This window comes from uncultured Pseudoteredinibacter sp., assembly GCF_947502065.1.
GTDB lineage: Bacteria > Pseudomonadota > Gammaproteobacteria > Pseudomonadales > Cellvibrionaceae > Pseudoteredinibacter.
Genome location: NZ_CANMYE010000017.1, coordinates 1 through 21,648, shown reverse-complemented (window position 1 = coordinate 21,648; position 21,648 = coordinate 1). Strand labels below are relative to the sequence as shown.

At 48.2% G+C, this 21,648-nt stretch carries 21 protein-coding genes and 1 tRNA gene; 8 read left to right on the top strand and 14 right to left on the bottom strand.

Going from position 1 to position 21,648, the window contains the following annotated elements; translation table 11 throughout:
* Positions 1-232 precede the first annotated feature (232 nt).
* Positions 233-1,060, bottom strand: coding sequence for a CDP-diacylglycerol--serine O-phosphatidyltransferase (pssA, locus tag Q1A41_RS20025; RefSeq protein WP_299982891.1), 828 nt, complete (start codon positions 1,058-1,060; stop codon positions 233-235).
* A gap of 158 nt (positions 1,061-1,218) precedes the next feature.
* Positions 1,219-2,235: a ketol-acid reductoisomerase gene (ilvC, locus tag Q1A41_RS20020; RefSeq protein WP_299982888.1), complete on the bottom strand. Its 1,017-nt coding sequence runs from the start codon at positions 2,233-2,235 to the stop codon at positions 1,219-1,221.
* Positions 2,236-2,373: 138 nt separating this feature from the next.
* Between ilvC and ilvY the strand changes: the two genes are divergently transcribed.
* The gene (ilvY, locus tag Q1A41_RS20015; RefSeq protein WP_299982885.1) at positions 2,374-3,249 is read left to right on the top strand and encodes an HTH-type transcriptional activator IlvY; all 876 of its coding nucleotides are present in this window, start codon (positions 2,374-2,376) and stop codon (positions 3,247-3,249) included.
* Positions 3,250-3,302: 53 nt separating this feature from the next.
* Here ilvY and acs read toward each other — a convergent pair whose 3' ends face one another.
* Positions 3,303-5,240 (bottom strand): acetate--CoA ligase, encoded by a 1,938-nt coding sequence (gene acs / locus Q1A41_RS20010; RefSeq protein WP_299982882.1) that lies wholly within the window; start codon positions 5,238-5,240, stop codon positions 3,303-3,305.
* Between the two features lie 173 nt (positions 5,241-5,413).
* Here acs and Q1A41_RS20005 point away from each other — a divergent pair, with 173 nt between their 5' ends.
* The 3 genes from Q1A41_RS20005 to Q1A41_RS19995 are packed head-to-tail and all read left to right on the top strand — an operon-like array spanning position 5,414 to position 6,969.
* Positions 5,414-5,863: a hypothetical protein gene (locus Q1A41_RS20005; RefSeq protein ID WP_299982879.1), complete on the top strand. Its 450-nt coding sequence runs from the start codon at positions 5,414-5,416 to the stop codon at positions 5,861-5,863.
* A 45-nt stretch (positions 5,864-5,908) separates the two neighbouring features.
* A complete protein-coding gene (locus Q1A41_RS20000) occupies positions 5,909-6,589 on the top strand; it encodes a hypothetical protein (protein ID WP_299982876.1) in 681 nt (226 codons plus the stop codon).
* Between the two features lie 29 nt (positions 6,590-6,618).
* Positions 6,619-6,969 carry a hypothetical protein gene (locus tag Q1A41_RS19995; RefSeq protein ID WP_299982874.1) on the top strand — a complete coding sequence of 117 codons (351 nt, stop codon included), beginning with the start codon at positions 6,619-6,621 and terminating at the stop codon, positions 6,967-6,969.
* 34 nt (positions 6,970-7,003) lie between these two features.
* Here Q1A41_RS19995 and panC read toward each other — a convergent pair whose 3' ends face one another.
* The 6 genes from panC to rpsF all read right to left on the bottom strand — a co-directional run bounded on the left by panC (position 7,004) and on the right by rpsF (position 11,610).
* A complete protein-coding gene (panC, locus tag Q1A41_RS19990) occupies positions 7,004-7,855 on the bottom strand; it encodes a pantoate--beta-alanine ligase (protein ID WP_299982871.1) in 852 nt (283 codons plus the stop codon).
* A gap of 48 nt (positions 7,856-7,903) precedes the next feature.
* A complete protein-coding gene (gene dnaB, locus Q1A41_RS19985; protein WP_299982868.1) occupies positions 7,904-9,358 on the bottom strand; it encodes a replicative DNA helicase in 1,455 nt (484 codons plus the stop codon).
* Positions 9,359-9,553: 195 nt separating this feature from the next.
* Positions 9,554-10,000 carry a 50S ribosomal protein L9 gene (gene rplI, locus Q1A41_RS19980; RefSeq protein WP_299982866.1) on the bottom strand — a complete coding sequence of 149 codons (447 nt, stop codon included), beginning with the start codon at positions 9,998-10,000 and terminating at the stop codon, positions 9,554-9,556.
* A 40-nt stretch (positions 10,001-10,040) separates the two neighbouring features.
* Positions 10,041-10,904: a hypothetical protein gene (locus Q1A41_RS19975; protein WP_299982863.1), complete on the bottom strand. Its 864-nt coding sequence runs from the start codon at positions 10,902-10,904 to the stop codon at positions 10,041-10,043.
* Between the two features lie 8 nt (positions 10,905-10,912).
* Positions 10,913-11,140 carry a 30S ribosomal protein S18 gene (gene rpsR, locus Q1A41_RS19970; RefSeq protein WP_166843595.1) on the bottom strand — a complete coding sequence of 76 codons (228 nt, stop codon included), beginning with the start codon at positions 11,138-11,140 and terminating at the stop codon, positions 10,913-10,915.
* An 11-nt stretch (positions 11,141-11,151) separates the two neighbouring features.
* Positions 11,152-11,610 carry a 30S ribosomal protein S6 gene (rpsF, locus tag Q1A41_RS19965; RefSeq protein WP_299982858.1) on the bottom strand — a complete coding sequence of 153 codons (459 nt, stop codon included), beginning with the start codon at positions 11,608-11,610 and terminating at the stop codon, positions 11,152-11,154.
* 264 nt (positions 11,611-11,874) lie between these two features.
* On the opposite strand from rpsF, the gene Q1A41_RS19960 reads away from it, so the two are divergent.
* Complete coding sequence (locus Q1A41_RS19960; protein WP_299982855.1) at positions 11,875-13,242, top strand: serine hydrolase; 1,368 nt, start codon at positions 11,875-11,877, stop codon at positions 13,240-13,242.
* A gap of 687 nt (positions 13,243-13,929) precedes the next feature.
* Here Q1A41_RS19960 and gcvH read toward each other — a convergent pair.
* The 5 genes from gcvH to Q1A41_RS19935 form a co-directional block, all read right to left on the bottom strand.
* Positions 13,930-14,319, bottom strand: coding sequence for a glycine cleavage system protein GcvH (gcvH, locus tag Q1A41_RS19955; protein ID WP_299776361.1), 390 nt, complete (start codon positions 14,317-14,319; stop codon positions 13,930-13,932).
* Between the two features lie 32 nt (positions 14,320-14,351).
* The gene (gene gcvT, locus Q1A41_RS19950) at positions 14,352-15,440 is read right to left on the bottom strand and encodes a glycine cleavage system aminomethyltransferase GcvT (protein ID WP_299982852.1); all 1,089 of its coding nucleotides are present in this window, start codon (positions 15,438-15,440) and stop codon (positions 14,352-14,354) included.
* A gap of 320 nt (positions 15,441-15,760) precedes the next feature.
* Positions 15,761-16,465 carry a DUF481 domain-containing protein gene (locus tag Q1A41_RS19945; RefSeq protein WP_299982850.1) on the bottom strand — a complete coding sequence of 235 codons (705 nt, stop codon included), beginning with the start codon at positions 16,463-16,465 and terminating at the stop codon, positions 15,761-15,763.
* Positions 16,466-16,673: 208 nt separating this feature from the next.
* Positions 16,674-18,386, bottom strand: a complete 1,713-nt coding sequence (locus Q1A41_RS19940; RefSeq protein ID WP_299982848.1) for an iron ABC transporter permease — start codon at positions 18,384-18,386, stop codon at positions 16,674-16,676.
* Positions 18,387-18,471: 85 nt separating this feature from the next.
* The gene (locus Q1A41_RS19935) at positions 18,472-19,560 is read right to left on the bottom strand and encodes an extracellular solute-binding protein (protein ID WP_299982845.1); all 1,089 of its coding nucleotides are present in this window, start codon (positions 19,558-19,560) and stop codon (positions 18,472-18,474) included.
* A 170-nt stretch (positions 19,561-19,730) separates the two neighbouring features.
* Between Q1A41_RS19935 and mutY the strand changes: the two genes are divergently transcribed.
* The 3 genes from mutY to Q1A41_RS19920 all read left to right on the top strand — a co-directional run bounded on the left by mutY (position 19,731) and on the right by Q1A41_RS19920 (position 21,377).
* A complete protein-coding gene (gene mutY / locus Q1A41_RS19930; protein ID WP_299982842.1) occupies positions 19,731-20,819 on the top strand; it encodes an A/G-specific adenine glycosylase in 1,089 nt (362 codons plus the stop codon).
* A 77-nt stretch (positions 20,820-20,896) separates the two neighbouring features.
* Complete coding sequence (locus Q1A41_RS19925) at positions 20,897-21,169, top strand: oxidative damage protection protein (protein ID WP_299776367.1); 273 nt, start codon at positions 20,897-20,899, stop codon at positions 21,167-21,169.
* Between the two features lie 132 nt (positions 21,170-21,301).
* Positions 21,302-21,377 (top strand) — tRNA-Phe (locus tag Q1A41_RS19920).
* Positions 21,378-21,648: the final 271 nt, after the last annotated feature.

Genomic DNA, 21,648 nt, shown 5'->3' with positions numbered 1-21,648 from the left:
TTCTCCGTCAGGAGAGGCGCGCATTATACGCAGCATCGAAACCTTGGCAAGCCCTTTTTGAAGTTTTTTTACAAAAATATTTAAAGACGCTTAAATTTGCATGAAAGCTAATAATCTAGCCTTCTTTTACTTCTTGTGACACCCAACGAAAAAGGCCGCCTTCCGGCGGCCTTGTTCCGACAGGAGCCTATAAACATAGACCACCCAATAAGGAAATCAAATAACTAAAGAACTAATTTTCTTCTACTGGGCGCAGCAAACGCCAACACCACAGCACTGGCCCAGACAAACCGTAAATACCGAAGATCACCAGCAACATAGTTGAAGGCGCACTGCTGACTACGGCAAAGCCAATAACTACAGCCAGCATGACAACAAAAGGGACGCGACCACGAAGATCGAAACCCTTAAAGCTACTGTACTTAACATTAGAGACCATTAACAAGCCAGCAAAGATCGTAACTATAGCGACCAACATCGCAAGCTCGGTAGATAACAACACATCATTCCACTGCCACACTATGCCCGCCACAATAGCTGCTGCAGCGGGGCTCGCCAAACCAACAAAATAGCGCTTATCAACCACATCCACCTGAGTATTAAAGCGAGCCAACCGCAGGGCTGCGCAAGCGGCATAAGTAAAGGCAGCCGTCCAACCAAATTTACCCAGCTCAGCAAACCCCCAAGAGAACACCACCATGGCCGGCGCCAAGCCGAAAGACACCATGTCTGACAAAGAATCGTACTGAACACCAAATTCAGAAGCCGTATTTGTCATGCGCGCGACCCGACCATCCAAACCATCAAGAATCATGGCCACAAAGATCGCGATAGCAGCCGACTCAAAGTTTTGATGCATACCGGCAATAATGGCGTAGAAACCACTGAATAGTGCGCCAGTCGTAATTAGATTAGGAAGTAGATATACACCGCGGTGCACCACTTTTTGACCATTCTCGGCCACCTCCTCCACATGCTCATCGATAGGCAATAGATTTTCTAGGCTTTTATCCTCGCCTGAATTGCCTTTATTGTTATCTTGGTTTTCTGGTTGATTCATATAAATCCTAGAACAATACCGTTGTAGAGCCGCATCATACTGGGGCGACGCGGCAATGACCAGAACCAAAAAGCCCCGGCGTCAGCCAGGGCTTAGAGGACCACCGATAAAGGGGGCTATTGCTACAGTGCTTATAATTCTGCCTCTAGGGCTGCACCTTAGTTTTTGGTTTTATCGATGATCTTATTGGACTCAATCCAAGGCATCATGGCGCGCAACTCAGCACCTACCTTCTCGATTGGATGAGCCGCGTTATTACGACGACGCGCAGTCATAGATGGGTAGTTAGTCTGACCTTCAGCAATAAACATCTTGGCATACTCACCATCCTGGATACGCTTCAGGGCATTACGCATAGCCTGGCGAGACTCTTCGTTAATAACCTCAGGACCAGTCACGTACTCACCATACTCAGCATTGTTTGAGATGGAATAGTTCATGTTGGCGATACCACCTTCGTACATCAGGTCAACAATCAACTTCAGCTCATGCAAGCACTCGAAGTAAGCCATCTCTGGCGCATAACCCGCTTCGGTCAAAGTTTCAAAGCCCGCCTTAACCAACTCAACGGCGCCACCACACAATACAGCCTGCTCACCGAACAAATCAGTTTCGGTCTCGTCTTTAAAGGTCGTTTCGATAATACCCGAACGGCCACCACCTACGCCCATGGCATAAGAAAGAGCAACTTCTTTGGCCTTGCCGGAAGCATCTTGGTTGATAGCGATTAGATCAGGAATACCACCACCATTAACGAATTCGTTACGAACAGTGTGACCTGGCGCCTTAGGCGCAATCATGATTACATCTAGATCTGCGCGCGGAACAACTTGGTTGTAGTGAATCGCAAAACCGTGGGCAAAAGCCAAAGTAGCGCCTTGCTTAATGTTTGGCTCGATTTCTTCAGCGTACAACTGACCCTGGAATTCATCTGGAGTCAGGATCATTACAACATCTGCAGAGGCAACAGCTTCAGCAACTTCAGTTACCTTAAGGCCGTGAGCCTCAGCTTTAGCAACAGAAGAAGAACCAGCACGCAAGCCAACAGTTACATCCACGCCTGAGTCTTTCAGGTTACAAGCATGCGCATGACCCTGCGAGCCGTAACCAATGATAGAAACTTTCTTACCCTGGATGATAGAAAGATCGCAATCCTTATCGTAATAAACCTGCATTTTGTACTCCAAAAATTCTACGAGCTGGCTCAGTGCCACGCTTTAACGAGGTGAATACTAGCCATTTAAGAGCATTGCGTAAAATGATATATTTGCAAGATAACATCCCATATTTTGCAACACGGAACATCCGCACTAATGGACAGCAAAAGCCTTAAGCTATTTTTACATCTAGCACAAAGCCTGCACTTTAGCCGCACCGCCGAGGCTATGAACTTAAGCCCCTCCGCCCTAAGCAGGCAAATTCAACAACTAGAAGAACGCTTGGAGTGCAAATTGTTTGAGCGAGATAATCGCCAGGTACAACTCACCGCTCAAGGGCGCAAACTACAGAGCTATGCCCGAGAATCATTAGAGCAATGGGAAGCCTTTCGGCAAGACTTAAATGCCAGCGATGGAGAACTAAGCGGCAGCGTCAGTCTCTATTGCTCCGTCACCGCCAGTTATAGCCTGCTCTACCAAATCTTAAAACGCTTCCGACAAGAGCACCCCAAGGTGGAGATCAACCTACACACCGGAGACCCTGCCGATGCCATCCGCAGAGTGCTAGGGGGCCATGAAGATTTATGCATTACCGCCAAGCCCGAAAAATTAAGCAAAGAGCTGAGCTTTCACAGCATGGTTCATTCACCACTGCTATGCCTGCAAGCTAAGAAAGCCAGCATTCCCACCCCCAAAAACGATAAAGACTGGGCTGAAGTTCCACTGATCATTCCCGAAACAGGGCTTACCCGTGAAAGGCTCGACGCTTGGTTTCAAAAGAAAAAGCTCAAGCCCAATATATACGCTCAAGTTAGCGGTCACGAAGCCATTGTAAGCATGGTGGCGCTCGATCTTGGTTTAGGCTTTGCCCCACAAATCGTAGTGGACAACAGCCCGCAGGCGAAACAGGTAAAGCTGGTAGAAAAAGCTCTGCCACTTGGGGATTACGATGTTGGGATTTGTACGCGCAGTAAACGCTTAGAAAAAGATAGAGTTATTGCGGCATTTTGGGAGTTGCTTGGGGAGCATTAAAGCTGTGCCTGTAGCAGGGGTCAGAACCCTTGGGTTCTGACCCCGACTTTCACTTATTTATTGAGTCGATTATCAATTAGCTGATCGACTACAGAAGGATCTGCCAAGGTTGAAGTATCGCCTAGGTTTTCCAACTCATTCGCAGCAACCTTACGCAGAATTCGACGCATAATTTTACCCGAACGCGTTTTCGGCAAACCCGGCGCCCACTGAATTAAATCTGGCTTAGCAATTGGTCCAATCTCTTGATTACACAGACCAACTAACTCTTTCTTCAATTCATCAGAAGGCTCCTCACCATCCATCAAGGTTACATAGCAGTAAATACCCTGCCCCTTAATATCATGGGGGTAACCAACAACGGCTGCTTCAGCCACCTGACCATGCAAGCCAAGTGCGGATTCAATCTCTGCAGTCCCCATTCGGTGACCAGAAACATTTAATACATCATCAACACGGCCAGTAATCCAGTAGTAGCCATCCTCATCGCGACGAGCGCCGTCACCAGTAAAGTAATAGCCAGGGTAAGTGCTGTAATAGGTATCAATACAGCGCTGATGATCACCGTAAACCGAGCGAATCTGGCCAGGCCAAGATGCTTTGATCGCCAAGCTCCCTTCACCCGCGCCCTCCATCTCTTTACCTTCTGCATCAAGCAACACAGGCTCTACACCAAAGAAAGGCAAGGTAGCCGAACCTGGCTTTAACTCTGTTGCGCCAGGTAATGGCGTCAGCATATGACCACCAGTTTCGGTCTGCCACCAAGTATCAACAATTGGGCAACGGCCTTCACCAATTACACGGTGATACCACTCCCAAGCCTCAGGGTTAATTGGCTCGCCTACCGTACCCAGCAAGCGCAAAGAAGAACGGTTGGAGCGCTTAACAAACTCATCACCCGCTCCCATCAAGGCACGAATAGCCGTTGGCGCGGTATAGAAAGTATTTACTTGGTGCTTATCGACAATATCCCAGAAACGACCAGCATCTGGATAAGTCGGCACACCTTCAAACATCAAAGTAATAGCACCATTAGCCAGCGGGCCATAAACAATATAGCTATGACCGGTAACCCAACCCACATCAGCTGTACACCAGTAAACCTCACCAGCTTGATAATCAAAGGTGTATTTATGGGTCATTGCGGCGTGCAGCAGATAACCACCCGTAGTGTGCATTACCCCTTTGGGCTTACCCGTTGAACCGGAGGTATACAAAATAAATAGGGGATCTTCGGCCTGCATTGGCTCTGGGTCGCAATGCTCATCAGCCGCCGGAACCGCTACGTGATACCAAATATCACGCTCTTCATTCCAGTCAATACGACCACCTGTGCGCTTAACCACCAAACAGGTGTGAACATCAGGACAGCTTTCAAGAGCGCGATCAGCATTATATTTTAGCGGGACAGCTTTGCCACCACGCACACCCTCATCGGCGGTAATTAAAACCTGGCAATCAGAATCTAAAATACGATCTTTAAGAGCATCAGGTGAAAAACCACCAAACACCACCGAGTGAACCGCACCGATGCGGGCACAAGCCAACATAGCGTATGCGGCCTCGACGATCATCGGCATATAAATACAAACTCGATCGCCCTTTTTAACACCGCGAGCTTTTAGCGCATTGGCCAACTTACACACATGCTCATGCAGATTGCGATAGGTGATAGTTTTAGTGTCGTAAGGGTTGTCACCCTCCCAAATAATCGCAGGCTCATCGGCCTTATCGGCCAAATGACGATCAATACAGTTGGTAGTGACGTTTAAAACACCATCTTCAAACCACTTGGCCTCACCCTGATGAAAATCAAAATCGCGTACTTTGGTGAAGGATTTATCCCAGCTCAGAAATTCATGAGCCTTTACTGTCCAGAACGCTTCCGGCTGCTCGATAGACTGTTGATACATGGCCTCATAGCGCTCTTTATCGATATGAGCGTTGGCAGCCAGGGCCTTGGGCACTGGGTAGATATGGGATTCTGACATGGATACTCCTCCATCATCGCTGTAGTTATAAATTAATATGCCTCTTATCATAGCGATTACAGCGCGTTTGCCTAGCTCGACAAACGTCGAAAGCGAACGACTGATGATTGACTACACTTAAAGGCCTAGAAACAACACAGCTACTTAATACAGCTACCTAATATAGGCCTAATATGAAACTCATCTTTGCTATCGGTTTTTTCCTCGCTTGGACAAGCCTAATCGCCGCCCTTAGCGGAGGCCTTGGAGGCTTTATCAATGTACCCTCTGCTGCTTTTCTAATCCCAATCGTTTTATGTCTTGCCTTAGCCTCTACTGGCAAGCAAGCCTTAATGGACTGCTACCAGCTGTGCTTTAAGGAGCAAACCATTGAAGACCCAAAGCGTATTCAACAGGCGCGATTGTTTTTACAAGTTGCCGCCAAACAAAGTTTACTGATTGGCGCTCTGGGAGTACTAATTGGTTGGTGTGCAATGGGGGCTGGCATTGAAGATTGGAGCAATTTTGGACCCACCTTCGGTATAAGCTTACTTACCTTGGTTTATGGCGTTATGATGAAGGCCATATTTGACATTGCCGATAATCGCATTGAGGGCCGCTTTTGCAATCAAGGCATTAGCTGACGCCCTAAACTCAAAACCTAAAACGCAGACTAGCAAGGATAGCGAATGCTCTTTAAACAAGTAGCGAATAAACTACGACAAAATGGCATATACCTGATCGCCACGATTTTAGTCACGCTACTCGCAGGCTGCAGCAGCCACACTATCCACTTATTTGGCGACAAAAAAGGTCTGTACGAAGAGCTGCAAAGCAAAAGTGGATTCAAAGTTATTGCTCGCAGCAATGAGAGCGCCGAAGCCTTTACTCAAAACACCTTGATAAGCCCCAGCGATTTAAAACAACAAGAGCTGCAGAGCTTAATAGCACTACTCAAGCAACAAGGAGTAGAAATCGACCATATTGCCTACGGCAGTTATCGCAATCACAGTTATCAAAACGGAAATATTGGTTTATATCTCGCGAACGATCACAGCAGCCATCGCTTAGATATACCTACAGCAGCGATAGAGCAGGTTGATTTTATCGGCCATTACAAATCTATAAATTGCCCAAAGAATTGGCTTTTAGAAGTTAAAGCAAACAGGCGCTGGAAAGTCTATAGCAAAGATCAAGAGACAAGCGGCCACTGGCGCAGCAAAGACAGCTTTTTGACCCTATTACTTAGCAATTCCAATTTTTCATTTGGCAGCCTCTACAACAAAAAGCATAATAACGCCTTGCAACTGATCCCCGTCGATCACGAGAATTTACCCTGGCGCTGCCAATATCGAAAACAAAGTTCATAACAGCAGCGCCACATTGAGCAAAAGACATTATGACCACCCAAGAATTAGAACAACTTTGGCAAAAGGAAATCGCCGAGCAGCAAGAAAAATACCGCGATATAGATTTAAACCTTAGCGACGTAAAAGTGGAACTTCACAACGCCACATGGTGCCCCGACTGTGTACGGGAATGTTCTGAACTGCTGGCCATAAAAGCTGCATTAGGGGATAGGGCCCCAGAGATTTCACTAATCAGCTATGAAGATAAAGAACACTATATGAGCAACAAGGCGAGTTTAGACATTAACTGCCTGCCGACTATAATCTTTACGCGAGGCGAGCAAGAATTTGCCCGCATAGAAGAAGACTCACAAGGAAAAATATTAGGGCTAATCTCTTAAAATAATCTTAGCCCTTGCACCGGATAATGTTTCTTTAGCTTAAACTTAGAGAAACATTATCAATCAAGCGCGCCCCTTCGGTGTACATAGCACCCAAGATGGTAATCTCCATATCATCCACAGCGGCCATTTCTAAATCTTTGCTATTACAGATATTAAAATAGTCGACTCTAAAGCCGGCGCCCTGGATCAACTCGCGCGCTTCGGCCTGCAGTTTAGAATAATCTCTCTCACCAGATTTTATAGCATCAGCGGTAGCATTTAGCGCTTTGTTTAAAACATGCACTTTGGGGCGCTCTTCTTCGGTAATAAAGCCGTTGCGCGAGCTCATCGCCAAACCATCGTTTTCACGATGGATAGGTGCTGCCGTAATTTCGATATCCATACAAAGATCTTCAACCATACGGCGAATAATCGCCAACTGCTGATAATCCTTAATACCGAACACTGCTTCATCAGGCTCTACAATATGAAACAGCTTGGTAACAACCGTGGTTACACCTTCAAAGTGGCCAGGGCGGCTTGCGCCACACAGCACATCCGTCATGGTTGGGCAGATAACACGGGTTTGGTTTTCCAAACCGTTGGGGTACATCTCATTATCATCGGGATGAAAAAGAAAATCACAGCCTACACTGCGCAATTTATCGCAATCATCTTGAAAGGTACGCGGGTACTTATCCCAATCTTCATTCAAACCAAATTGCAGGCCGTTCACAAAAATCGAGCACACTACGATATCGCAAGTTTTTTTCGCGGTTCGCACTAGTTCCAAATGAGCATCGTGCAGATTGCCCATTGTTGGCACGAAGCCAATACGCTTACCCGCCAAACGCTCAGTCCTCAAAGACTGACGAAGGCTTTTAATATGATGAAAAACTTGCATGTAACTGTCTCTGCTATGCGCGCAGCCTTGCAGCTGCACAGACTAAAATTAATAACCCGGATCCTGCTGGTTGTAATACTCAGGAGCCAAATTTTCAAAGCGCGTAAATTTACCCACAAAGGCGGCCTTGGAGGTACCCACCTCACCGTTACGCTGCTTGCCCACAATTAATTCCGCGATGCCTTTATCGGGGCTATCCTCGTTGTAATATTCATCACGATAAATAAATAAAATGACATCCGCATCCTGCTCGATCGCACCGGATTCACGCAAGTCCGAGTTCATTGGGCGTTTATTGGGGCGCTGCTCAACACCACGGTTAAGCTGCGAGAGCGCGATAACCGGGCAGCTAAATTCTTTGGCGATAGCTTTTAATGAGCGGGAGATTTCAGAAATTTCCTGGGTTCGACCTTCCGTGCTACCTGGCACCTGCATAAGCTGCAAATAATCAATCATGATCATGCCCGGAAGACTTTGCGCTTCGGCGTCCTCAATACTCAAATTTGGGTTTTCCGAAAGCAGGCGGTTTTGGTGGCTACGCGCCACCTTTCGAGCACGCGCTCTCACTTCTTGCGGACTAAGGCCCGGGGTATCATCAATATAGAGAGGGCGGCCCTTGATCTTTGCCACTGCGGCCGACAGCTTAGGCCAATCTTCTTCGGTAAGCTGACCATTTCGAATTTTGCCCTGATCGATGCGCCCAATGGATGACAACATACGCATCATCAAGGCATCGGCTGGCATTTCCATACTGTAAACAAGGCTGGGACGCTCTTGGGTCATCATCGCCGCCTCAACAAAGTTGAGCGCAAGTGCTGTCTTACCCATTGAAGGACGTGCCGCTAAAACAATCATCTCACCCGGCTGCCAGCCAGAGGTGCGCTGATCCAGCTCATCAATACCTGTCGATAAACCGGTGATATCGCTATCGGAGCGAAACAAAGTATCGATTTTTTCAACGGTGACCTTAAGCAGGTCATTGGCACCAATAAAGCCACCCTCTTTCGGGCGCTCTTCAGCAATCTGCGCAACTTTGCGCTCGGCCATTTGCAGCAGGTCATCAGAATCCATACCGGCCGGCGCCATACTATTACGGGAGATCTCGCCGGCTGCATTGATTAACTGTCGTAGAGTAGAACGCTCACGGACAATTTGAGCATAAGCGCCAACGTTCGCGGCACTTGCGGTTTGATCAACCAGCTCGGTTAGGAAATGTAGGCCGCCGCAGCGCTCTAGCTCATCATAGCGATCAAGTTCTTCCGCTACAGTAATGATATCCAGGGGCTTTTCGGCCGCAATCAACTCGGCCATGCGCTTGTACACCAGCTGGTGTACTTCGCTATAGAAGTCTTTCTCGCTTAGCGCCTCAGCGACAGCGTCAAACTTCAAGCTGTCGAGCATCAGGCCGCCCAATACAGCGCGCTCTGACTCTAGCGAGTGAGGCATCTCCACGACATCTTTGAACGCCTGTTGAGCCTCTTCATTATGGTATGTATCTGACATACGAGCTATACCGCCCCCAATCTGTGGTAAACCCCGAACAAATAGGCCATGAGTCTATTAAAAATAGCGTCTTATTACCATCTTGTACTCAGTAAAAGAGCTGCGCGGCAGAAACCTGAAACACAATAAGCGTGCATAAAAAAACCGCCACACCCTAAAGCGCGGCGGTTTTTTAGCTTTACTAAGCGTTAAACCTTATTCAGGAATAACGTTTAGAGTAACAGCTACGGTTACTTCAGCGTGTAGCTGGATATCAATCTGATATTCACCTACTTCACGCAGAACACCTTCTGGCAATTTAACTTCAGACTTGGCAACTTCAACACCAGTCTTAGTGATTGCATCAGCGATGTCGCGAGTACCGATAGAACCGAATAGCTTACCTTCGTCACCAGCATTGGCTTCGATGGTTACAGACAAATCGGTCAATTTTTCACCGCGAGCTTCTGCAGCTGCTTTCTTCTCAGCCGCAGCAGCTTCCAAGTCAGCGCGACGCGCTTCAAAGTCAGCAATATTAGCTTTGGTAGCAGGTACAGCTTTACCTTGTGGTACTAGGTAGTTACGACCGAAACCAGCTTTCACTTCAACGCGATCGCCGATACCGCCTAGCTTACCTACTTTCTCGAGTAGAATAACTTCCATCTCGTTAACCCTCTTTTGTTAGGTGGGCCTGTCCGCAGCCTTAGCTGCCTTTGGACAAACGCCCACGAAAATCAATCCACGAATCCAGAATCGCCAGTAGCGTTAAAAGCATTGCCACCGGGCTTGCAAAAATTAGCGCCAAATACATCAACACTAACCACTGCACCCCCATTTGCCGCTGTTTTACTACAAAGTGCACAATGGCAATACCTTGTAGCAATAAAGGAAAACCAAACAAGCTTGCCCAAATAGCGTAATCACTACCTTGACTAAAGCAGTACATAGCTGAAACAAAACAGATCAATACACTGCTTATATTCAAGCTCAGTTGACGAAATTCCACACCAAAACCACCAGGGTTATACAGCATGGACTGCCACCAACGCGCCAGGATCAAACTGGCGATACTGCTGAGCGCCAACACATAGGCAATCAGACCTAAAGCGAAGCGCTCTCCCGGAACCGGCAACTGAGCAACTTGCTCACCCTGCTGGGCCTGGGCTTGTATTTCCTTAAACAGATCCCCCAAAATTTCCACTAAGCCCTCTACCGGAGCTGGCACTACCTGCCCTAAAAGCAAGCTGCCTGCGGAACTTAAGGCCACCATAGCCATAATGGCGGCACCCCAAGAGATACTGCGGCGCAAAACTAGCGCAACTGCAAACACCAACAACAAACTCAACACAGTGATCAAGGCCATTAAGGGACCAAGATCGCTAGCAAAGAGTGCCAATAGTGCCGGCAACATCGCCACCAACAATACAAATGTACCGTCGCTGGCGCCCCGACGCAGAGTAACCAAAGCTACCGTCGCCGGGCTAATCAGTGGAAACCAGCTCCCAATAAGGGCGGCCACTGACGCCTGCAAACGTCCTCGCATTATAAATTCAGCAAGGGCGCGCACAGGGCTTCTTATTCGTGACTGTCGGTGTAAGGCAGTAGAGCCAAATAGCGAGCGCGCTTGATAGCGGTAGCCAGCTGGCGCTGATACTTAGCCTTGGTACCAGTAATACGGCTTGGAACAATCTTGCCAGTCTCAGAGACATAGGCCTTCAAAGTATCCAAATCTTTGTAGTCAATCTGCTTAACGCCTTCAGCGCTAAAACGGCAGAACTTACGACGACGGAAAAAACGTGCCATGATCAGTCTCCTTATTCTTCGCTAGCTGCTTCTTCGCTAGCGGCTTCTTCAGCTGCTGGCGCTTCGGCAGGTGCTTCTTGGGCTGGACGCTCTTCGCGACGCTCACCGCGATCGCCACGATCACCACGTGGTTTACGCTCGCGTTGCTCTTTGTCAGCCTTAGCGATTGGAGATTCCTCGGTGATCGCCTCATCGGTGCGAATAACCAAGTTACGTAGTACGGCATCGTTGTAACGGAAGTTAGTAGTTAACTCTTCCAACGCTGCTTCGCCACACTCAACATTCATAAGAATGTAATGAGCTTTGTGGATTTTGTTGATTGAGTAAGCCAACTGACGACGACCCCAATCTTCCATGCGATGCACCTTACCACCATCAGCTTCGATAGCAGCGGTGTAGCGCTCGACCATGCCGGGCACCTGCTCGCTCTGATCTGGATGAACCAGAAATACAATTTCGTAATGACGCATATTTGCTCCTTACGGGTTAAGCCTCCCGTATAACGCGCTTTCACATTGAATAGCACCACGGTAAGGCAAGGAGAGGCCATATTATTTTGACACCGGCGAACCGGAACCCCTGGCCAAAAATAAAGGGGCGCGCATTATATGCTTATGCTGTATAAATATCAAACATCTTTGTCTGTAGCCACTAGATGGACACTTGTTCTACAAGACCCAAGTGATACCATCAGCAAACTAATAACGAACAACAACCCCGAAAAGGATTCGACCATGCCAGTTTCCGGCCGAACTTGGGCTCGCTATATCGGCCCAGCGCTAATCGCCGCGATCATTGCCTTCTTTTTAGCCAACCCTAAAGCCTATAACTATTTGCGCTACGGCCCCAAAGTCATTAACGGCCTAGGCGCCAAGCTGCTTTGCTCAGGCGTATTCGTTGCCGGACGAGACGCCAACGCGGTGTTTGAGGAAGACGTACTCACCTCACATGCGCTCGCCCAATACAGCAGCTTTGATATCAACCAGCAAACTGAAGAAGTTACGGTAAGCAGCTATGGGCTGTTTACTCAAAAAGCTAAGTACAATCCTGATTTTGGCTGCAGCTTGTATCACAATGAAGCACCAAGCTTTAGCGCCCCACAGATCGCCCAGCAAACCGGCTTCCAGTGGGGCGAAGTTGAAGTAAACCAAGATATTCAAGGCATCCTTGATAGCATCATTGCCGAAAACAGCAGCAAGCCCCATATCGACAGTCGCGCCCTTATTGTTGCCAAGCAGGGCAAGATCATTGCCGAAGCCTATGCGCCAGGTTACGACCAAGACAGCCAGTTCTTATCTTGGTCTATGGCCAAGAGCATCACTTCCAGCCTGCTAGGCATTTGGCTAGAAGAAAACGGCCAAGATATTGATCAGCCCCCAGGCTTTAGCGAGTGGGAAAATGATGAACGCAAAAATATTCAGCTGCGCCATCTACTGAATATGGCCAGCGGACTAAAGTTTGATGAGAGTTATGAGCCAGGTGACAACGCCACCCGCATGCTGTTTTTTGAAGACAATATGGCGCACTACGCCCGCACTGCGGCAGCGGAAATTGAAGCTGCTCCCGGTGAAAAGTTTGTTTACTCTTCTGGCACCACCAATATTCTCTCAGGCTGGTTATTCGATAAATTAGGCGGCACAGAAAATTACTATCGCTTCGCCCAAGAAAAGCTCTTTTTACCAAGTGGCATATCCGATGCTACCTATGAGCCTGATGCTAGCGGCAGCTTTGTGGGTAGCTCTTACCTTTATATGACCGCGCGCCAATGGACTAAGTTTGGCCAGCTGTATTTACAACGTGGCAACTTAAACGGCCAGCAAATTATTCCGGAGCATTGGGTAGATTTCGTAAAAACCCCCATAAAAGCCGCACCGCGAGGTGAATATGGTGGGCAGTTTTGGCTAAACGCTGGCGCGGCCGATGATTCCAGCAAACGCATGTTTAAAGATCTACCTACGGATCTTTATCTAGCCTCAGGCCACAACGGCCAATACGTCGTCATCATACCATCGCGCGAACTTGTGATAGTTCGCCTAGGCTGGGCCAATGGCGAACGCTTCGATCTAAACGGACACTTCGCAAAGATCTTAGAGGCACTCTAAGGCCAACAAAAAAAGGGGTCAGAACCCACGGGTTCTGACCCCGCCTCGAAGCCGTAAAACCTAAACGCAGTCAACTCACCTATAAAAATCGCCAAGTCACACGCGACCCCACAAGCTGCCCCAAAACTAAAAACCAAGCACAAACTCAAAGTCCAGAACCACCAAAAGCCTAGAAACAAACACCCTGCATGAACAAAGGGGTCAGAACCCATGGGTTCTGACCCCCGCTCGGAGCCGTAAAACCTAAACGCAGCCGACCCATCAATAGAAATCGCCAAACCACAGAACCGCCCTACAAGCTGCCCAAAGCTAAAAACCAAACACAAACTCAAAAACCAGAACCACCAAAAGCCTAGAAACAAACACCCTGCATGAACAAAGGGGTCAGAACCCGAGGGTTCTGACCCCGGCTCGGAGCCAAGGAACTAAAAGCAGGCCTAGCCCTTCTAGAATGCATTGAGCAATCAACAAGCGGAAACTGGCAGTCTAAAACCTAGCGAAATTCAAAGCTCAAAAAGTAGACTAATAATAGACATTTGCGGAACGCAACAAACAGGATATAGCTGGAAATCAGGCCTTGAACAGCCAAACAGTCAACGCCAAGAAAAGGCAGCGCAAGCGATAGAACTTTAAGGGGAAGCTTTCTAGAAATAGGGTCAGAACCTATAGATTCTGACCCTGCAAGACTTATGCGTCTTCGCAAACCTCACGGTATGCATCTGCATCTAATGCAGCATCAAGCTCAGAAACATCTGCGGGCTTAACTTTGAAGAACCAACCATCGTCATAAGGAGAACTGTTTACAGTCTCTGGCTCGTCTTCCAAAGCTTCGTTTACCGCTACAACCTCACCTGTAAGAGGCGAGAAAATATCGGATGCGGCTTTTACAGATTCAACAACACCCGCTTCTTCGCCGGCATTAACCTGTGAACCCACCTCAGGCACTTCAACATAAACAACATCGCCTAGGCTATCTTGGGCGTGATCAGAAATACCAACTGTTACAGTGCCGTCAGCTTCTACACGCGCCCACTCATGGCTCGATAGATACTTAATTTCATTGCGCACTTCACTCATGGACTAATCCTCTGCTATCTCTACTGTATTAATTAAAAAACTTGCTTACCGTTACGGACGAAGCTCGGCTTAATTACCTTAACTTCTACTTGTTTATTTCTCATTTCAACCAAACAAGTATCACCAATCTCTTTGGGCACTCGCGCCATGGCAATAGAATAGCCTAAAGTCGGCGAGAATGTACCACTGGTAATTTCACCAGTAGCTTCAACACCAGGCACAATAACTTTCTGATGAGCACGTAAAACGCCTTTTTGCTCCATCACTAAGCCAACCAACTTCTCTTTAACACCGGCTTCTTTGGCGGCCTCCAAAGCTTTGCGACCAATAAAGTCACGATCTTCAGGCGCCCAAGAAATGGTCCAAGACATATTGGCTGCCATTGGCAAAATAGTCTCATCCATATCGCTACCGTATAAGTTCATACCCGCCTCTAGGCGCAAAGTATCACGGGCACCCAAACCACATGGCGCCACATCAGCAGCTACTAGATCTTTCCAAAACTGCACAATGGCGGCCTCTGGAACCATAATTTCTAGGCCATCTTCACCGGTGTAACCGGTGCGAGCGATAAACCAGCCATCGACTTCCAAGCCTTGGAATACCGACAGAGAATTAACCACCTCAGCCTTGTTGCCACCTAAAACGGCGGCAACCTTAGCAATCGCTTCTGGGCCCTGCACGGCCAACATAGAAAGCTCTGGACGCTCACTTAGCTCTACTTCAAAGGCTGCGGCCTGCTCATTCATCCAAGCCAAATCTTTCTCGCGGGTAGCGCAGTTCACAACAGTGCGGTACCAACCGTCCATGTTGTAAACAATTAGATCATCAATGACTCCGCCCTGCTCATTAAGCATACCGGTGTACATAGCCTTACCGGTAACGGAGCTGATCTTCTCAACATCATTGGCCAACAGATAACGTAAAAAGTCTTTCGCGCCAGCGCCTTTTACATCAACAATGGTCATATGCGACACATCAAACATGCCCGCCTCGCGGCGCACCTTGTGATGCTCCTCTACCTGAGAGCCATAGTTAATTGGCATATCCCAGCCGCCAAAATCAACAATTTTGCCGCCTGCGGCTTCGTGCTCTGCGAACAATGCAGTCTTATTACCCATTACGCTACCTATCCAGTTAAGCCCCAGCCTAGGGGGTAAAAACCCTTATACACCACATGAAACCGCCGGCTTTCGGCATGTTTCCCATAATGCACATTGTGTTTCCAATAATAGAAAAACGGCATTGTACTGGTATTAGCAGCAAAGGCAATCACCCCCAGGATAAGGGGAAACTCAATGGATAATTTGGACGCTAAAGAAAGGCTTACAGTCGCTAGAGAAGTGAGCAAGCGCCCCCAAACAATAAGAGGGCGCCGCCAATACAGCCCTTCAGATCAAGGCTGCATTAAGCTCTGAAGTTAGAGCTTAGAAGTTTGAGCCTAGAAGTTATAGTTCAAAGATACCGTAGTATAGCGATCGGTCTTCTCGGTACCGGGATCTACATCGGTATTGTGCTTGGCCAAATAGGCAATTTTTAGAGCCAGCTGCTCAGTCATGGCCACTTTTACGGCAACCTCAGCTTCAAGATAAGTATTCTCTTCACCAGCTTCGCTCAGCAAGTAGCTTTCTAGCTTAGTGGTATCCGTTAGCTGCTGTTTGTAAGAAACCTTACCCAGAATTACCGCCTCGTCTTCTTTTTCTTGATTAAGGCGACGCTCACTGCTTCGAAAACCCGCACCGATCTCGGCATCTAGAATAGTCTCTTCGGTTTTAATAAAGTGATAACCCACACCGCCGGTTAATGAAGACTGATACTCAAAAGCACTAAAGCGATCATCTTGATAACGATAGTTACCAAAGCCGTAAACATCTTCATTAAACTCATAGCGGCTATTAAAATTGAAGGTATAAGCTTCTGCGCTGGTTTTGTCATCGGTAGAAGCCGTATTAGCGCTAACTTCGGCCTTATGGGTCCAATCGTTTTGCACATAGGAGATCAACAATTTTACGGCCAAGGCTTCACTCTCGGAGTTGCCCGCCACACTGTTATAGCCAAGATCACCTTCGCCTTTCCACTCACCGGCAAAGCTAACGCTAGATGCCAATAAGGCAGACACGAACAGGGTTTTATTTAATTTCAACATAGGTTCCTACTTGTATTACATTCTCTAAAAATAAAAACAGCCAACTCACCAAAGCTTAGACCAATCATTAGACGGCTAAAAACAAAGCCAAGCTCAGGTTTAAGATGATGGGGAGGAAGATACTTTAAGCGGCTGAACTATAAATGAACCCTTATAGCTCAGCATAAAAATCAGGAAATAGTGGCAGATAAATTATCTAGGCAAGCAACTAGCGACGAGAGCGGCGAATCATCAACACCACCGGAGCAAGGCTCAGCAGCACTAAGCTTAAAGCAGGTAAGGCAGCACGCTCCCATTCCCCTTCTGAGGTCATCTCATATACACGCACCGCCAGAGTATCCCAGCCAAATGGACGTAATAATAAAGTAGCCGGCATTTCCTTCATCACATCCACCAGCACTAAAAGCATGCCAGCAAATATACCGGGCGATAGCATTGGTAAATATACCCGCCACAACAGCTGCCATTTATTGGCGCCCAAGCTTTGCGCAGCTTCTTGAAAGCTAGGCTTTAAACGCTCGAAGGAAGACTGAATAGGCCCAAGCCCCACGGTAAAAAATCGCACGCAGTAGGCCAATATTAAAGCCACTACGCTGCCCACTAATATTTGCTTAGGCGGCATATCCAGCAACGCCCGCACCGGCGCCACCAATACAGAATCCACCTTGGCGAAAGACAACATAATACCCACAGCAAGCACCGAGCCAGGAAAGGCATAACCCAAGCTTGCCGCACGCATAGCAAAACCTTTTGCGGAAATATTGCCCAGCTGACGCTGCCCAAAAGCCACCGCGATTGCCAAACTCACCGTTAAGCTTGCAGCAATAGCGCCCAAGGCAAAGGTATGGAGAACCAAATCTATATAGCGTTGATCTAATCCACCAAGGCCAGTTTCCACCACCCAAAACAGCAGCTGACCAACCGGAATAACAAAAGCCAAAACAAATATCAGCAAACAATAGCCAGTGGCTAAATAAGCCCGCGCGCCTTTCAATTTAAAACGCTCCCGCTCTTGGGCTGGCACCTCAAATAAACGACCGCCGCCGCGTGCCTTCTGCTCAGCAAACAAAGCCAGGGCAACAAACAACAACAATACCGAAGCTAGCTGCGCAGCCGCTGGCAAATTAAAAAAACCAAACCAAGATTTATAAATAGCGGTGGTAAAAGTATCGTAGTTAAAAACCGCAACCGCACCAAAATCGGCCAGGGTTTCCATCAGCGCCAAGGCGGCCCCTGCCGCAATAGCGGGGCGCGCCATAGGCAATGCTACCGACCAAAAAGCCTGCAGTGGTGTGCGCCCCAACATTCGCGCCGCATCTACCAAGCCACGCCCCTGGCTCATAAAAGCACTGCGACTTAGCATGTACACGTACGGATATAACACCGCACTTAATACTAAGCTCACCCCACCTGCACTGCGAATCGATGGCATGCGAAAATCACTACCAAACCATTCACGTAATTGAGTTTGCACAGGGCCACTAAAATCAAATAAACCCAGCGCCACAAAAGCAACCACATAAGTTGGGATTGCCAATGGCAACATCAAACCCCAATCGAGCCAGCGCCTTCCTGGGAACTCGCAAACCGAAACCAGCCAAGCCAAGCTCACACCTAGAAAGATGGCGATACTGCCAACGCCAATGCACAGCTTTAAGGTATTGCCCAACAAGGTGCCAAGCTGGGTTTGAATTAGGTGGGCCCAAATATCGCTTTGATCGCTAGTCCAGCTTAGGGCAATGACCAAAATAGGCATTAATACTAAAGCCGCCGCAAACCAAGCCGGTAAACGCCAGAAATGCTTACGCCATTTTGTAGATTGAGCATTCACAAAGAAGGACTCTTTGTTCGCTGAGGGCTGATTAGAATCATCATTAGATGGTTGATCAGAAGGGGGCTGGGGCACGGCAATTTCACTCATGCCCCATTTTAACTGGTTTCAAGCTGCAGCAATAGCCACAGCTTGCCAACACAGTTAACTAAAAGCCTTTAAGACTAAGCTGGAATTAACGGTAGCCAGCGCGATCCATCAACTTAACAGCATCGGCCTGCAACTTACCTGCCGCCTCAACATTAACCAAGTCAGCTTTGAAATTGCCCCATGCCTGCACTTCGGCCGAAGGCTTAACAGTTACATTCACCGGATACTCATGGTTAATCTCAGCGAACTGGCCCTGAGCCTTATCGCTAGCCAACCACTCCAATAGCTTGCGCGCTTCAGCTGGCTGCTTAGCGTGCTTGGTAATACCGGCACCAGAAATATTTACGTGTACACCACGGTCTTCTTGGTTAGGCCAGTATAGTGCCAAAGTAACCTCTGGGTTTTTCTTCTTCAAACGGCCAAAGTAATAAGTGTTAACAATAGTGGCATCACACTGGCCAGCAGCTACTGCTTCCATGGCCTTAGTATCGTTTGAGAAAGGCTCGGTAGCTAGGTTTGCTACCCAACCTTTAACAATCTCTTCGGTTTTTTCTTTACCTTGAGTTTGGATCATGGTGGCAACCAAAGATTGGTTGTACACCTTCTTAGAGGTACGCAAGCACAAGCGGCCCTTCCAATCTTCAGCAGCCAAGGCTTCGTAAGTGCTTAGATCTTCTGGCTTTACGCGCTCAGTTGAATAAACAATAGTGCGGGCACGAATAGAGAGGCCAAACCAATCATTGTTAGCGGCCTGCAAGTGAGCAGGTACATTGGCTTCTAATGATTCGGAATCTAAAGAAGCAAACAAGCCCTTATTGCTAGCCTGCCATAGGTTGCCAGCATCTACCGTCATAAACATATCGGCAGGGGTAGATTCGCCCTCAGCAGAAAGGCGCTCCATCAATGGGCCAGCCTTATCGGTAACATAGCGCACATCTACGCCTGTCTCGGCCGTGTATTTTTCAAATAAAGGCTTGATCAGGTGCTCTTTACGGGAAGAGTAAACAGTAACTACAGGGGCTTCTTTTGTTGCTTCGGCTTTTACTTCGGCCTTTTCTGCAACCGCGGCTGCCGTTTCAGTGGTTTCTACTGCAGGTTTGCTTTCTTCTTTCTGACTACAGCCAGCAACAGCTAACGCCATCAATGCCAGTGATGGAGCCCACTTTGCCTTCATTTGAATTGCCTTCATGCCAACCTCATTCTTTATGCCGAGCTTTAACGGCGGGGAATTAGAAAAGATGCAAATGATAGAGATTACTATTCAGCAATGCAATGACGACAATCAACTGTTGAGACAGGTACACTTAGCCACAAGATAAATAGCCGATAAGATAAGAAGTACCCATGAGCAACTTGCCGTCCAAATTAATGGACCCAAAGTTATTCGCCAAGCTGGTATTAGCTTGGTATGACACACATGGCCGCAAAGAGCTTCCCTGGCAACAGGGCATCAACCCTTACCGGGTGTGGCTTTCAGAAATTATGCTGCAGCAAACTCAAGTAGCCACGGTAATCCCCTACTTCGAGACCTTTACCCAGAAATTCCCCGATGTTTGCAGCCTAGCTAAGGCCGATATAGACGAGGTGCTACACCTTTGGACAGGCCTAGGCTACTACGCCCGCGCCCGCAATCTGCATAAATGCGCGCAAACCGTTGCCGAGCAATACAAAGGCGAGTTTCCAGGGACAGTTGCCGAGCTAGAAGAACTGCCCGGCATAGGCCGATCCACCGCTGGTGCCATTGCCTCTATCGCCTTTGGCCAGCCAGCCGCCATTTTAGATGGCAATGTAAAACGCGTACTGGCACGGCTTCATGCCGTGGAAGGCTGGCCCGGCAATAGCAAGGTGCAACAAGCCCTATGGCAAATTGCCGAGCACTACACGCCAAACAAACGTAACCCAGAATACACCCAAGTAATGATGGATTTAGGGGCCACCGTTTGTAAGCGCAGCAAGCCATTGTGCGAGGCCTGCCCGCTTCAGGATAGCTGCCAAGCCCACGGCCAAGGCAACCCGCAAGATTACCCAGGCAAGAAGCCCAAAAAAGAAAAGCCCGTACGCGCCTGCCAAATGCTTATTTTGCAAAACCCAGCAGGCGAAGTACTTTTGCAGCAACGCCCAAACCAAGGTATATGGGGCGGCCTTTGGTGCCTGCCAGAGCTAGCAAGTGATGCCAATATTGCCGAGCACTGCATTAGCCAGCGGCTTAGCGAAAGCGAGCCCGCCACCGAGCACTGGAACAGCTACCGCCATACTTTTAGCCATTACCATTTAGATATCACCCCGGTGCTGGTGCAAGTAAACCCCAAAGACAAGGTTGCCGAAGCTGGCGAGCAATGGGTAAACCCCGCCGCCCCAGGCGAGCTAGGCCTAGCTGCTCCCGTTAAAAAGCTACTAGAGCAGATAGCAGCCATGCACAAGCAACTTCTTTAAAACCTAACAAGCACAGAGATGGGCAAACGCCCGCCACAGGGGTAAAATCCCCCTCCCTTAAATAGAAGGATATCGCCATGAGCCGTATGGTTTTTTGCCGTAAGCACAAAAAAGAACTGGAAGGCCTAGACCAACCACCCTACCCCGGCCCCAAAGGCCAAGACCTGTACGAAAACGTATCTAAACAGGCCTGGATGGAGTGGATGCAGCACCAAACCATGCTGATCAATGAAAAGCGTCTAAACATGATGGACATGACCGCGCGCAGCTACCTAATGGAGCAAATGGAGAAATTCTTCAGCGGCGAAGAAGTAGACCATATCGAAGGCTACGTGCCCCCTAGCGAGTAAAGCAGGAAGCCGCCTACCGAACAAAAATTAGACAAAAAAGCCAACGAAAAGAAAGGCTTAAATAAAGTCTTGACTACACGGCGGCGAACAGGTTTAATACGCGCCTCGTTACGGGAGCAACCCGTAATATTTGCCCGGATAGCTCAGTCGGTAGAGCAGGGGATTGAAAATCCCCGTGTCGGTGGTTCGATTCCGCCTCCGGGCACCATACAATGAAAAGGCTCATCTTCGGATGGGCCTTTTTTGTTTTTATTGGGTTCATTTGTGCGGCATCGATCCTTGTTCGATTGATTCAGCCCATCCATGGGCTTCACCCTGCGGGTCGCTATCGCGATCCAAAACGACTCCTGTCGTTTTGTCCGCCTCCGGGCACCATATCTTAAAAAGGCTTATCTTCGGATAGGCCTTTTTTGTTTTTATTGGGTTCATTTGTGCGGCATCGATCCTTGTTCGATTGATTCAGCCCATCCATGGGCTTC

What these genes read in the sequence shown, in the direction of transcription:
- pssA (WP_299982891.1), bottom strand. Translation starts at nt 1,060, where the DNA reads ATGAATCAACCAGAAAACCAAGATAACAATAAAGGCAATTCAGGCGAG.
- ilvC (WP_299982888.1), bottom strand. Translation starts at nt 2,235, where the DNA reads ATGCAGGTTTATTACGATAAGGATTGCGATCTTTCTATCATCCAGGGT.
- Q1A41_RS19935 (WP_299982845.1), bottom strand. Translation starts at nt 19,560, where the DNA reads ATGAAGGCAAAGTGGGCTCCATCACTGGCATTGATGGCGTTAGCTGTT.
- Q1A41_RS20005 (WP_299982879.1), top strand. Translation starts at nt 5,414, where the DNA reads ATGAAACTCATCTTTGCTATCGGTTTTTTCCTCGCTTGGACAAGCCTA.
- Q1A41_RS19925 (WP_299776367.1), top strand. Translation starts at nt 20,897, where the DNA reads ATGAGCCGTATGGTTTTTTGCCGTAAGCACAAAAAAGAACTGGAAGGC.
- Q1A41_RS20000 (WP_299982876.1), top strand. Translation starts at nt 5,909, where the DNA reads ATGCTCTTTAAACAAGTAGCGAATAAACTACGACAAAATGGCATATAC.
- panC (WP_299982871.1), bottom strand. Translation starts at nt 7,855, where the DNA reads ATGCAAGTTTTTCATCATATTAAAAGCCTTCGTCAGTCTTTGAGGACT.
- Q1A41_RS19995 (WP_299982874.1), top strand. Translation starts at nt 6,619, where the DNA reads ATGACCACCCAAGAATTAGAACAACTTTGGCAAAAGGAAATCGCCGAG.
- dnaB (WP_299982868.1), bottom strand. Translation starts at nt 9,358, where the DNA reads ATGTCAGATACATACCATAATGAAGAGGCTCAACAGGCGTTCAAAGAT.
- mutY (WP_299982842.1), top strand. Translation starts at nt 19,731, where the DNA reads ATGAGCAACTTGCCGTCCAAATTAATGGACCCAAAGTTATTCGCCAAG.
- Q1A41_RS19945 (WP_299982850.1), bottom strand. Translation starts at nt 16,465, where the DNA reads ATGTTGAAATTAAATAAAACCCTGTTCGTGTCTGCCTTATTGGCATCT.
- Q1A41_RS19940 (WP_299982848.1), bottom strand. Translation starts at nt 18,386, where the DNA reads ATGAGTGAAATTGCCGTGCCCCAGCCCCCTTCTGATCAACCATCTAAT.
- rplI (WP_299982866.1), bottom strand. Translation starts at nt 10,000, where the DNA reads ATGGAAGTTATTCTACTCGAGAAAGTAGGTAAGCTAGGCGGTATCGGC.
- gcvH (WP_299776361.1), bottom strand. Translation starts at nt 14,319, where the DNA reads ATGAGTGAAGTGCGCAATGAAATTAAGTATCTATCGAGCCATGAGTGG.
- acs (WP_299982882.1), bottom strand. Translation starts at nt 5,240, where the DNA reads ATGTCAGAATCCCATATCTACCCAGTGCCCAAGGCCCTGGCTGCCAAC.
- rpsR (WP_166843595.1), bottom strand. Translation starts at nt 11,140, where the DNA reads ATGGCACGTTTTTTCCGTCGTCGTAAGTTCTGCCGTTTTAGCGCTGAA.
- Q1A41_RS19960 (WP_299982855.1), top strand. Translation starts at nt 11,875, where the DNA reads ATGCCAGTTTCCGGCCGAACTTGGGCTCGCTATATCGGCCCAGCGCTA.
- rpsF (WP_299982858.1), bottom strand. Translation starts at nt 11,610, where the DNA reads ATGCGTCATTACGAAATTGTATTTCTGGTTCATCCAGATCAGAGCGAG.
- ilvY (WP_299982885.1), top strand. Translation starts at nt 2,374, where the DNA reads ATGGACAGCAAAAGCCTTAAGCTATTTTTACATCTAGCACAAAGCCTG.
- gcvT (WP_299982852.1), bottom strand. Translation starts at nt 15,440, where the DNA reads ATGGGTAATAAGACTGCATTGTTCGCAGAGCACGAAGCCGCAGGCGGC.